The 12,276-nt window shown below is 44.6% G+C and carries 10 protein-coding genes; 1 reads left to right on the top strand and 9 read right to left on the bottom strand.

The window, feature by feature from the left end:
• Positions 1–50 precede the first annotated feature (50 nt).
• Entirely contained in the window at positions 51–3,389 is a 3,339-nt protein-coding gene (locus E5331_RS19760; RefSeq protein WP_135986353.1) for a choice-of-anchor D domain-containing protein, read from the bottom strand.
• Between the two features lie 12 nt (positions 3,390–3,401).
• On the bottom strand, positions 3,402–4,811 hold the full coding sequence (locus E5331_RS19755; protein WP_123483401.1) for a S8 family peptidase: 1,410 nt from the start codon (positions 4,809–4,811) through the stop codon (positions 3,402–3,404).
• Between the two features lie 509 nt (positions 4,812–5,320).
• Here E5331_RS19755 and E5331_RS19750 point away from each other — a divergent pair.
• The gene (locus tag E5331_RS19750; protein ID WP_123483409.1) at positions 5,321–6,514 is read left to right on the top strand and encodes an esterase; all 1,194 of its coding nucleotides are present in this window, start codon (positions 5,321–5,323) and stop codon (positions 6,512–6,514) included.
• A 71-nt stretch (positions 6,515–6,585) separates the two neighbouring features.
• On the opposite strand, the gene E5331_RS19745 is transcribed toward E5331_RS19750, so the two are convergent.
• The 7 genes from E5331_RS19745 to E5331_RS19715 all read right to left on the bottom strand — a co-directional run.
• Entirely contained in the window at positions 6,586–7,416 is an 831-nt protein-coding gene (locus tag E5331_RS19745) for a GLPGLI family protein (protein ID WP_168355319.1), read from the bottom strand.
• 20 nt (positions 7,417–7,436) lie between these two features.
• Positions 7,437–8,285: a GLPGLI family protein gene (locus tag E5331_RS19740; RefSeq protein ID WP_123483399.1), complete on the bottom strand. Its 849-nt coding sequence runs from the start codon at positions 8,283–8,285 to the stop codon at positions 7,437–7,439.
• A 173-nt stretch (positions 8,286–8,458) separates the two neighbouring features.
• On the bottom strand, positions 8,459–8,665 hold the full coding sequence (locus E5331_RS19735) for a hypothetical protein (RefSeq protein ID WP_123483398.1): 207 nt from the start codon (positions 8,663–8,665) through the stop codon (positions 8,459–8,461).
• A 114-nt stretch (positions 8,666–8,779) separates the two neighbouring features.
• The gene (locus E5331_RS19730) at positions 8,780–9,652 is read right to left on the bottom strand and encodes a GLPGLI family protein (RefSeq protein ID WP_123483397.1); all 873 of its coding nucleotides are present in this window, start codon (positions 9,650–9,652) and stop codon (positions 8,780–8,782) included.
• Between the two features lie 215 nt (positions 9,653–9,867).
• Entirely contained in the window at positions 9,868–10,713 is an 846-nt protein-coding gene (locus tag E5331_RS19725) for a GLPGLI family protein (RefSeq protein WP_123483396.1), read from the bottom strand.
• Positions 10,714–11,118: 405 nt separating this feature from the next.
• Positions 11,119–11,385 (bottom strand): hypothetical protein, encoded by a 267-nt coding sequence (locus E5331_RS19720; protein ID WP_123483395.1) that lies wholly within the window; start codon positions 11,383–11,385, stop codon positions 11,119–11,121.
• A gap of 1 nt (position 11,386) precedes the next feature.
• Positions 11,387–12,276, bottom strand: an 890-nt coding sequence (locus tag E5331_RS19715; protein WP_136013291.1) for a peptidase domain-containing ABC transporter, incomplete at its 5' end; no start/stop codon positions are given.

Genomic DNA, 12,276 nt, shown 5'->3' with positions numbered 1-12,276 from the left:
TACAACCGCTGTTGGACTATTTAGGCGTTTAGGGTGACGCAATGACGAAGTCAGGAGTCATGGTTCATATAATAGCGGTATGCATTCTGCTCGCCAAGACCGTTTGATACGATATCAATCCAGTCGAACGATGTCTTATTGTCGACGGAAGCCCCGTATACATAAGATACCACGGAATTCTCTTTCTCAGGCACAGACAATCTCACATTCTCTTCCGGAGAGAATGCATATTCGAGAGCCTCGTTACCGGAGTTGGAGATCTCAAGAGTCTTTGAAAGGGTGGCTCCGCTCTCTACAGTCTCTGTTATCTCGGAGAAAGAGAGGTCGGCTGCCGGACATCCGATCACGTTTCCGGCTATTCTGACGCTTGTGTCGCCGGCATCCGTAGTGATTGTCAATTTGTCGTCAAGCGCACATTCCTTTTCAGTCGGCACCTTCACGATAAGGTCAACAGATGCACCCGGCTTGATCTCAAACGGGAGAGTATTGGTGATTCCCAGAGAATTGTTGTCGAATGCAGCAGAAGTTACGGTCATCATCTTGTGTCCGGCATTCTTTATTGTCACAGGAATCATTACTTCGGAAGTGCGGAATACGTCGCCGAAATTGATGTCGGTGTTTTCAACGACAATCTCAGGCGACATACCTTTGTCACTGATGAATGCCTTAAACCTTACGGCAGATATTGCAGGTGCGGGGTCGTTTGTGACGATAGCGAGATTGTTGAATGTCTCGCCGGAATTCATGTCGTCGCTTACGCTGACAGTCGCTTTCACTTCGACAGATTCACCGGGGCTTACAAGACCGTATGCGGGTTCAAGCGAACGGACAAACTGTGCACGCGGAGACTCAAACATGACGGCTGTGCCGGAGTTGAAAAGAGTATAGCGTTTGCTATCCGGAGTCGGTTCGTTGATATCGTAACAGTCTGCCATGTCGACAGAGGTAAGTGTCATACAGTCTTCCAATTCCGGATCAGCGATGCCGCAATATAGTGTGCTGCCATTTTGGAAGAGATTGGCGGCGGTGTAATTGTCGTAGAATATCTCGATGTTGCCGTCGGGCGACATTGTGATATGGAATGATACGGGGGCGTAGTCAGTATCGTAGACGAGCGCGAGCACATCCTTGAAATTGATCACAAACTTGCCATCCTTCATGCCATATTCTACCTTTGAATCGGGCGACATCTGCAATTGACGTCCGTAGGCGAGTATCGCGCCGGTGCCTGCAAGTGCTGATGATTCTTCTGAAAGCGGGCTTCTCAGAGTCTCTTTGTTGGGAGCGAAAAGCACGCCGCCGAACGACGTGATATAGATCTTGTCGTAGCTCTTGCCATAGAACGGGAAGCTGAATCCGAGAGGTATGGCATTTGTCAGATAGGTGGCATCGTCAAACTTGGATGCTATGTCTGTCGGGTTGATAAGTTCCGGAGCCGCTTCGTATGCAAACTCGTTGAATCCCTCTAATGTAGAGCCGATGTTGTAGCCGAACTTGTGCAGTTTGGAGCCACCGTCTACAGACTCGGAGGAGAATTTCGGGAATACGTATTCCAGCGGGTACTTACCTTCATTCGAGATTTTGAACGTGAATTCTTTCGGATCGTCGCCAAGGGAGAGTGTATCAGCCTCAATTACCTGCGGAGTGACTGCAAGACGGGCAGGATCTGTGGCTACACCCTGGAGAAGGATCTTCACCTCATTGCCGTACTTGTCGGTGAAGGTGACTGTGCCACTGTGAGATCCGGCAGACTTGGGATTGAAAGTGAGATCCACCTTTGAAGTGGCACGTGCCGGGAATCCACCGTTGACTGAGTGCGGACCGGAGAAATTCTCAGAGCTTGAACTGATATTGTCCTCATATAGAGATGCACCATATTCTGAGCCTTGGAAAGAACCGTATCCTTTGTTGAACACTTCGATTGTGAGTGTCTTTGACTGTCCGGTCAGGATGCTTCCGAAGTCAACCACCTTAGGCACATCGACAGAGGGATTGTTGCCGCTCACGGATAATTGCACGGGCACTTTGGTGGTGCGGTTGCCGCTTTCGTTGGTCGTCAGGTTGAGGTTGAAGCTATAGTTACCGTTGACGATTTTACGTCCGTCGGCTTTGATTCCCACAGTCTGTGACTCACCCTTCTTGATTGTGCCTGATTCGGGCGTCAGCTCAAGCATCTCACTCCAGTCGGGATTGAGAGAGCGAGCACGTATCGCCCAGACAAATTCATTTGCGATTGACTCATAGTTGCTCCCTTTCAATGCGGAGGAGAGTTGAACCCATGTCTTACCCATGTCGTTACTCATGTAGCTATAGCCTGAAGCATCAGTTCTCTCCGTATGAGCCATTCCGAGAGGATACCCCTCTTGTCCGGCATCGAAATGAGCCACAACCCAGAATGATTCACCGGGAGCGAACCATATCTGTTCGTTGAGGGGGATGCCGTAGTTGTAGGTGAAGAACGGGTATTCCACTTCTTGCAGCAGGGATGCGCTTGAAATGCCCACGTTACCCTTATAGATCTCAATCTTGGGATTACTTCCGAAGATACCGTCAGTTGGTGCTTCAAACCAGAGGGAGGTCAGGTTGAATCCGTCGGGATATTTCTCCGGGTCAACTCTGAACCATTGCGCCATTGAGTTGGGGAGCGACTTGTCGGTCTCTCCGATCATAGCCCAAAGTAGCTCACTCCATGTCATCTCGCGCGGATAATCATCGGCAACGTATTCCGGTGCAGCGGCAACATCGCGTTGTCCGGCACTGAACGCTGATAATTTGCCATTGAAAGATGCGATCTTTCCGGGCAACGGACGTGCGGAATTGAGCTGGGCTGATACCGTGCGGTGAGATGCCTGCCATTTCAGAAGACCCTCAGCCTCATTTGAGATTGTGAACTCTCCGGAAGCTATGGGATTTGCAGCATCGGTGTTCAGAAATATCTCCTCGCCCGACACGCTGAGCTTCGGACCCTCATTCGTGGTGACGCTCTTCACCTCCGATAACTCGGATGCCTTACCCCAGCGGTTGACAGCCTGGATAGCCACATAATACGTGGTCATGTTGTCGAGGTTGCCGATTTCCGTAGTGTATGAATCTCCGGAATTGAGAAACTTCGTATCTACAACGAGACGGGACAGTTTCGAGAGGTCGTCAGAAGCTGTGAACGGCTCCTTGGAGTAGTATATTAGATGGTTGTTGACATTATTGTCTGACGACGCCGGAATAGTCCATGAGATCGTAAAATAATCCTGGTCAGCAATAAGTTCGAAATCAGCCACAGCTTCGGGTTTGCCGCTTTCATCCATCATGAGGGCTTTCCCCGCATCAATGTATCCTGAGCCATAAAGACCCTCATATTGTCTGTTGTTGCCATATCCGTAGAAATCATTCACGGAAGTGAGCAACTATGTACGGAGGGTCTCATTGAGGAATGTTGGTGATCCGTAGCGGGAAAGGACAAGAGCAGCCACGCCAGAAACGTGAGGAGTAGCCATTGAAGTACCCTCGTTGTATCCGTACTCATTCCCCGGCAGGGTGGAAAGCACGCCTTGAGCCTCACCATAGTCAAGGAGTCCGCCCGGCGCGATAATATCAGTCCATTCCCCATAATTTGAATAGCTTGCAGGGGTAAGTTCGGAGGTCATTGACGTCACAGCCACTACCTTATCGTATGCGGCAGGATAGTAGTTGCCCGTCTTGCCTTCGTTTCCGGTGGCGAATATGCAGAGACCGCCGTTCATCTTGTCGGAACGAGCCTCTGCCGTGAAATAATCGATAGCATCGAGCACAGCCTGCTCTTTATACTCCGGTGCATTCCAGCCCCATGAGCACTGGGCTATTGTGGCACCCTTCTCGGCAGCGTAGATTATTGCAGCCGCGAAGTCGCCTTCGGCAGTGCCGGAGCGAGAGTCAAATACCTGGCAGGAGATTATCCTGATGCCGGAGCCGGGAGTGCCATCGCCACCAGCCACACCGCCTACACCGATACCGTTGTTGTTGACAGCGGCTACCGTGCCAGCCACGTGTGTGCCGTGGCTGTGGGGATAAATTTTTGGCTCATTCGTACAGAAGTTCCAACCGTAGATGTCGTCAACATATCCGTTGCCGTCATCATCGACACCCTCTTTGCCGTTTAATTCGGCAGTGTTGACATACATGTTTGCGGCAAGGTCTTCGTGAGTGTAGTCCACACCACCGTCGATGATTGCCACAAGTACGTCAGGATTACCCGTAGCCGATTTCCAAGCACTGAACAGGTTGATGTCGGCACCCGCCACACTGTAGGGTATTGTGCCGAAGTTCTGATAATGCCATTGCTGGGAAAGCAACGGATCGTTGAAAGGCATTGCATCGGCACGCGTGGGAATCTTGCTCTTGTCAATCTTCCTGAAGCCTCCGTCGCCCTCTTTCAACGACATTGGCGTTATCACTTCGGAAGATTCCACACCTGCTGTGGTGGCAAACACCTTGCGAGCCTCATCCGGGGAAACAGACTCATCAAAAGTCACTACATACCAGCGGTCAAGCCCATATTTAGCCCTTTGCCGCGCAAATTTCGGCGAGTAGGGCAACATCGGGCGAATGCCGGTAGCTTTCACGTTGCGGGATGCCCGGTCAAGGGGTTGCACTCCGGTGGTCACCATGCCGTTGGTGCGCATTATAGGGGCAGTTCCCACCTGTAATGCCACTTCAGGCTGCAGTTTCACACGGATTACCCCCTTCTTTGGAGAGCAGTCTTCCGCTTTAGCTTCCTGAACCACGTTGCCTGCAAACAATGCGAGAGCAAACACGGCCCAAACGAAAAATTTCTGCATAAGCTGTTGTTATTAAATTAATAAAATATAAATAGGTTGTAGCTTTTTCGATAATTATACAGCTTCCCAATTGAAGATTATACAACTTCTTTCCCGAAAAGAATTTGTCGTGATATTATCTGAAAGAATTTCTTAAGACATATTTCGCAAATTACTTTTAAACGGTTGCTGAAAGGTTAGTATATGATGAAAATTGTTACAAAGTTACAAATTTTTATTGAAAAAATATACAAAATAACTTAAAATGAACAATACTGTTACATGATGCACATCATGCTAATACATCATGCACATATATCAAGATACATCAAGCACATCAAGTTATGACATTATGCACAAAATAATTTATGTGCATGATGTTATTTCATGATGTGCATGATGTATCATGATGTATTTATTATTAACTTTGCTTATTGAAACAGTATTTGACAACATTAATGTCAATCAGATGGCATGCGTCCTCTTCATCTGTTTCTTAAAAAAGATTCTATAAATACTTATTCATCATGATTAAAAGGATTATATTAGCTTCGGCTATGATGGCTGTCGGTATTGTGGCGATGGCACAGCAGGCACTCTGGGGAATACCGCAGTTGAAATCTCCGGAGGTCAATGCCGACAATACGGTGACGTTCCGATTGCTTGCTCCGGATGCTAAGGAGGTAAAGGTGACGGGAGACTTCCTTCCGACAGAGAAGGTACGTACAGATGTCGGTGAATTTGATATGCCCGGATCTGCCACGCTTACAAAAGGGGAGAACGGTATGTGGGAATTTACCACGACTTCGCCTCTTTCTCCGGAACTCTACGGCTATTCGTTCATAGTTGACGGTTTCAGGACGGTTGATCCGGGAAATGTGTTTGTCATACGTGACATATCGACCCTTACTAATGTCTTTCTCATAGAGGGAGATCAGGCAGATCTGTATAAAGTGGCAGACGTGCCGCATGGCACTGTCAGCAAGGTATGGTATGACAGTCCGCAACTTGGGATGAAGAGGCGTCTGACTGTCTACACACCGGCGGGATATGAGACCTCCGGCAAGCGATACCCGGTGCTATATCTCCTTCATGGTATGGGTGGGGATGAGAATGCATGGTCGGAACTCGGACGTGCCACACAGATACTTGACAATCTGATAGCTGCAGGTAAGGCAGAGCCGATGATAGTGGTTATGCCGAATGGTAATGCCGCGATGGAGGCGGCTCCCGGCGAATCATCACTCGGTTTCACGCAGCCTACTCCAAATCTTCCGAAAACGATGGATGGGTCATACGAATCCTCTTTCCCGGAGATTGTAGATTTCATAGATTCCAATTATCGTACCAAGAGGGATAAAGGTTCGCGTGCTATTGCCGGATTGAGTATGGGAGGGTATCACTCGCTTCATATCTCTAAAGAGTATCCCGACATGTATGATTACGTAGGACTTTTCTCGGCTGCAATTTTCCCGAATAAAGGTGTTAAATCACCGATATACGATGATATGGAAGGTAAATTGGCAGTTCAGTTTGCCAAGTCACCGAAATTGTATTGGATAGCGATAGGGGATAAGGATTTCCTATATGAATCAAATAAGGAGTATCGCAAGTTGCTCGACAATAAAGGTTTCAAATACGTCTATCGTGAATCGCCGGATGGTCATATATGGAAAAATTGGCGCATCTACCTGTCGGAATTTCTCCCTCAGCTTTTCAAGTGACCGAGTTCTCCGTGGTGATATTCACCGCAGAGACCGCGGAGAACACGGAGGGCTATTTCTTCATGTGGGTTTTAATTATGTGGATAATCTGTTTCCTCAAAATCATACGGATCAGTATTTGTATGTATTACATTGTTGCCAGTCATGCTTGACACCCTCTTCATGAAGTCTCCCTTTATACGAAGGGAATATATTCTACATAGATAGTCTTTCCTTGAATTTAATTTTTCCGGATATAATTTATCATAGATAAAGATTCCAACCTGAGCAAGGTTTTCAGTTCTGATGCCTGTCACTTCGAATTTGTAATGACAGTTGGCATCGTGTGCCTCAATCACAAGTCCCAGAAGACCGAATAGTTTCCATGGACCCTCTTTAATAGGAATTTCAGGTGCAAACCATGCAGTCCATTCCCTACCATGAAATGAACAATGAGCCTCAATGCAATTCATACCATTAATTTCCCGCATTTCCTCACCAATTATCCAATTCGGGCATTCAGTATTTTCAATATAATAAAAGGCTTCATCTCCTACGGCTTGATATACCATAGTTTCCTGCTTGTTTATATTCCGAAAGAGATATTCGTGTTCATGACCTAAAACCGATGAGACAGGCAGGCCTTTTGTTAATGCGTCGATTACGACTTGTATTGCGAGTTCCCTGTTATAATAGTTCAAGGAGTCATTATTCATAGTCATTTTTGGGAAAAACATTGTCCCATGATCCCCTATTCTAAGAATCATGGGGGATGTTACCATATAATCATCCCTTGTCGTGTCACGATTCACTGTTTTTGAATAACAAATCTCGATAATGGCCTTTTCTGTTGGGCGTATTATCTCCGCTTTGAGATTACTCATCACAATCGATATGAAAATTATTAAAATCGTTGGTCTCATTAGAATAGTATTATGTAATTTCATTTCGTTTTATTGTGAGGATAGTCGGTTTCTTCGAAATCATATTGTTTTGTTACCATTTCATTCTTTTGGGGGGAGTCTTTCAATTGTATGCTGTATGCGGCACGTATCATTTCTCCAATGTCTTTGCTCATTGATTTCTTTCGCATCTGCAACCCTTTTACACGGTCTTTTATCACAAGTCGGTCATAGTTGTTGATATATTCCACCAATCCCGGAGATTTCGTGTCTATACCCTTTGCCTCATATATATAGTGCCTTTTTGAATCATACGCTTTCAGGATCAACCCCGGCAGTCCATATAATTTCCATGGTCCTTCTGGAATAGGGATGTCTGTGGTGAAAAATGCGATCCATTCCCTTCCCCTAAAAAACGTATGCGCCTGATAGCATTGAAAACCCAATATGCAATCGGTTTCATCAGTCATTGACCATACCGGTTTTTCAAGATTCTCATAAATGATCCAATTAGTCAAATCGAAACGTTGGTGTACCCATGTCTGATTAAGGTCATGACGTCTGACGACCACATCCTTTTCAAGATTTGAAAGCCTTTCTATTCTGTTATTATCTCTGAACGTTTCCAATGCATAGTCTTTATTTGCACACATGATGCTGTCTTCCAGACGTCGTTCTTCGGAGTAAAATACTGCGGCTTTCGTGCCGGCTTGTAGTGTGATATAATCTTTCCTTGTTCTGTCCGCCGGCTTCAAAGTGTCAAGAACCACCAGTCGCTCATATTTGACTTTTATCAAGGCAGTGTCGAGCGTGGTAGAACAAACATTTGATTGCCCATAGACAAGGCAATTAAAAAATAGGATGATAATTCCGTAGATTAATTTTTTCATTCAGGTAACAATTAGAATATTCAATAGCAGAATATGCTGTAAATATTTCGGATTTTAGATATAGTTCAATATGTTCTTTATTATAATCTTAGATAGAAAAATTTGCAACATATTCTGCTATTAAAATAGAATCGTGAAGAATAATCGGTTATGTTTTCTAACTTTAATTATTATTACTTGTTAGATTTTAGATTTTCGGGAGTTACCACAGCATGTAAACATCCGTTCTGTTCATAAACAGTTGCCCACTCATCCCAGAATTCAGGAGTCCAATTATGCCCATTTTCATTAGCTGTGTTTTGCATTGCGGCACACCAATTTGCAGGTATAACTTTTCCTCCCATGAGATTCATCAAACTTAGAATGTCAATCTTTTTCATATTTCTGAAAAATTAAAAAATATTATACACCACTTGTATTGTACGCGGGCTGATTTCGCGTTTGCAGGTCGTTTCAATGCCTGCTTCTCGGAATATAATGATATCATTTTAGTCTTATTCGTGAGGATAGTCGGTCTCCTCAAAATCATAATTTTTAGGAGTATGTCTAACTTTTTTTATATCTAAACAGTATGCAGCCTGTATCTTTTTTGAGATATCTTCAGAAAGACATTTTCTTCGGTATTGTAGCCCTTTGCGACGGTCTTTTATATTAATTCGATTTCGCTTCATTTGAAATTCAACTATCCCCACATTCCTTGTGAATAGTTCTGTCGCCTCATAAGAGTAATGATTTTGGGAATCCGATGCCTTTAGTATAATACCCGGCAGACCGCATAACTTCCATGGACCCTCCTTAATCGGTATTTCCGGTGTGAAAAATGCTGTCCAAATGCGCCCTCGGAAATTTGTCTTGGCCATTACACACTCATAGTTAAGAATAGTACAAACACTGTCACATATAACCCATTCCGGACGTTCGATACTCTCCACAAGTTCCCAATTGGTCAGATCATATCTTTGATGATCAATAGTGAGATTTTGCGTATAATCACGGTAGACTATGTTATTCTCTAATCCGGCAATTGAATTGTGCCACTTCCGATCTAAGAAGTATTTTATTATACTCCCTTTTTCTGCCACTATTATTTTCCACCATTCACAAAGTTTTTCTGAGTAAAAGATGCTCAGATTAGAATTAGCTTTTAAAGTGAGATCCTCTTTAACGGTGTTTCCCAGTGGGTTAATAGTATCTGTTGCCATAGTCCGACGATAGACAACCTTTATTAAAGCGGAATCATTATTCACAACATAATCATAGCAAAATCCTTCGAAACAAGAGCAACTGAAAAGAATACCTATGATTAATCGTATTACACAATGGTAAAATGATAATGACGATATATTATGATGACTTATATCTTGCATTAATTATTTTTCAAAATAAATGAATATATGAGAGTGTTAGGTAATCTCTGGGTTGGCCCAGCCTCCAGTCAAGGAGATGAGTTGAAGTTTAGAAATCTCTTTCATTCTGTTGCGTTTTAGGTTTGAAATTGAAAATTTATCGCATCATAATGCGTTGCGATTTACGTTTACAGGTTGTTTTGCAACCTGCTTTTGGAAAATATATCAGTCACTATTTATTCGTGAGAGTAGTCGGTCTCCTCGAAATCGTATTTAGGAGGGGGGATTTCCCGTTTCTTGACATTGAGTTTGGTATCACCCAACATACCGGACATCGCAACCTTGTATGATATATCCTCCTGATAGGCCTTCCATTTTCGTTGCAGAGCTTTGCGTCTGCTTGTCGTGAATGTGGGTGGTGGGGCATAGTCAAAGTATTCCACGTATCCGGTATTCTTATCACTTATTTCCTGAGCTGTGAATATATAATCCTGATTGGAGTCGTATGCCTTTAGGATAAGACCCGGAAGCCCCCATAGTTTCCACGGACCGTCAGGAAACGGTATTTCGGGAGAGAACCAAGCGTGCCACTCCCTGCCTCTGAATCTCGCCACAGCCAACATGCATTCATAACCCAGTATATTTGTGGTGGAGTCGGCAATGATGTTCCATTCAGGTTTTTCAATATCCTCATCAATATGCCACCTGCACAAGTCGAAGGCATCATGTATTCGAATTTTCCCTTCAGGATAGTTCTTGAACAGTTTTATCTGATGAAGTGCACCCTTTGTTGAATAATACTTTACACCTTCATATAGGGAATGTATATAATCATCATTGATGTATTCCATTGAATCAATCCATTTCAGTCTGGCATCATAGAATGCACTGTGATTCTTTCCGGCTTTCAATGTCAATGTATTAATCCTTACCTTGTTGTTTCTGTTAAGCGTGTCATACTCCATTCTCCTTTCATATATCACAGAAATCAGAGCCGGTTCCAACTTTATCTCAGTCGCAATCTGGGCTGAGAGAATAAACGGGGAAATGATTGACAGTAAAAATAATAATCTGTAAAACATATTGTGAAATTCTTGTGATAGTGGTGAATAAGATTAAATGGATATCAGTTCTGATTTATTCGTGTGGACGGTCAGACTTCAGATATTGCCAGCTCCTTATCCTCAATGATGAAGGCATTTGCCAACAGGGAGAGTATTCTTAAATAAATTTCACTCGTGAAGAGAGCTTATCCTAAACTGATGATGCAAAGTTAAAATTAAAAAAATAATTTCACAACTAATTAATCAAGATAAATTAATTAATAAGTGTTAAAATGATAAAATACGTTAATTTGATGGCAAATGATTCTTTATGTAAAGAAACTCCGTAGTCTTAGCGGTTTCTGTGGAGGATTCAACCGCAGGGATCTCCAAGACTACGGGACTATTGAGATGCAAATATAACGTGCTAATCCCTTCATGTGATTATCCGATGAAATGCCGGAGTATGGATTCCCCTTTGGAGTATGGGTAGGGCAACAGGCATACTGCTGCCACCAATCCGATGAACACGATTGCGATGATGGCTGTCCCCCAACGCACCAGTGAGGGCGGTATCTCTCCGAGCAGTTCCCTTACCTTCTCCGAGCGAAGCTCTATGTTGTCATGGCTGTACTTATCCCTCGTCACAACTGTCTTGTCTATACTCTTCTCAGTTGCCATATCTGTCTTATTATCTGTATCTATCTCCATGTCAGCTGCCTAATTCAAGCTGGTTCTTCACGAGATTGTAGTATGCACCTTTCCTCTCGATGAGGGAGTCGTGGTTCCCGGTCTCGACGACACGTCCGCCGTCAAGCACGATTATCCGGTCGGCATTCCTGACCGTGGAGAGACGGTGCGCCACGACAACAACCGTGCGCCCCCTGTAGAACACGTCAAGGTTCTCCACAATGGCACGTTCATTCTTAGCATCAAGTGCATTCGTCGCCTCATCAAGGAATATGAAGTCCGGATTCCTGTAGACGGCACGTGCTATGAGTATGCGCTGTTTCTGTCCCTGACTCAAACCAACGCCGTCTCGTCCGATCTTCGTGTCATATTTCAGTGGAAGCGACATCACATAGTCATCTATACATGCTATGCGTGCCGCCTCTCGCAGACGTTCCGGATCAATCTCATTGTCATCCACGGCAATGTTTCTCGCTATAGACTCGGAAAATATCACCCCGTCCTGCATCACCACTCCGCAGTGACGACGCCACCATTTGAGGTTGTACTCGTTTATATTGCGTCCCGCTATCGAGATACTTCCCGACATGACAGGATAATATCCAAGCATGAGTTTTATGAGTGTGGTTTTTCCGCTTCCGGATGCACCGACAATCGCTGTCACCTTACCCTCCGGAATATCAAATGATATACCCCCCAGTGTCTTCTTCAGTGCGTGAGGGTCATATTTGAAGTCAATGTTGTCCATCGCGATTGATTTTTCAGAAGCAAATTCGGTAGCCTGATTCTCCTGAGTCTCCTCGTTCCTCCCCTCATGTATCTCATTGATACGTTCAAGTGATATCCTCACGTCCTGTAGCGAGTAGATGAACTGCATGAACTGCGACACGGGGGAGTTCAGCTGCCCGATTA

It is taken from the genome of Lepagella muris, assembly GCF_004793975.1.
GTDB classification, from domain to species: Bacteria; Bacteroidota; Bacteroidia; order Bacteroidales; family Muribaculaceae; genus Lepagella; species Lepagella muris.
The sequence above is the reverse complement of the archived record's forward strand: the minus strand, read 5'-3'. Positions and strand labels throughout refer to the sequence as shown.

Bases quoted from the DNA above. Each gene is read 5' to 3' on its own strand.
- E5331_RS19745 (WP_168355319.1), bottom strand. From the start codon at position 7,416: ATGAGACCAACGATTTTAATAATTTTCATATCGATTGTGATGAGTAAT.
- E5331_RS19730 (WP_123483397.1), bottom strand. From the start codon at position 9,652: ATGCAAGATATAAGTCATCATAATATATCGTCATTATCATTTTACCAT.
- E5331_RS19720 (WP_123483395.1), bottom strand. From the start codon at position 11,385: ATGGAGATAGATACAGATAATAAGACAGATATGGCAACTGAGAAGAGT.
- E5331_RS19740 (WP_123483399.1), bottom strand. From the start codon at position 8,285: ATGAAAAAATTAATCTACGGAATTATCATCCTATTTTTTAATTGCCTT.
- E5331_RS19735 (WP_123483398.1), bottom strand. From the start codon at position 8,665: ATGAAAAAGATTGACATTCTAAGTTTGATGAATCTCATGGGAGGAAAA.
- E5331_RS19755 (WP_123483401.1), bottom strand. From the start codon at position 4,811: ATGCAGAAATTTTTCGTTTGGGCCGTGTTTGCTCTCGCATTGTTTGCA.
- E5331_RS19725 (WP_123483396.1), bottom strand. From the start codon at position 10,713: ATGTTTTACAGATTATTATTTTTACTGTCAATCATTTCCCCGTTTATT.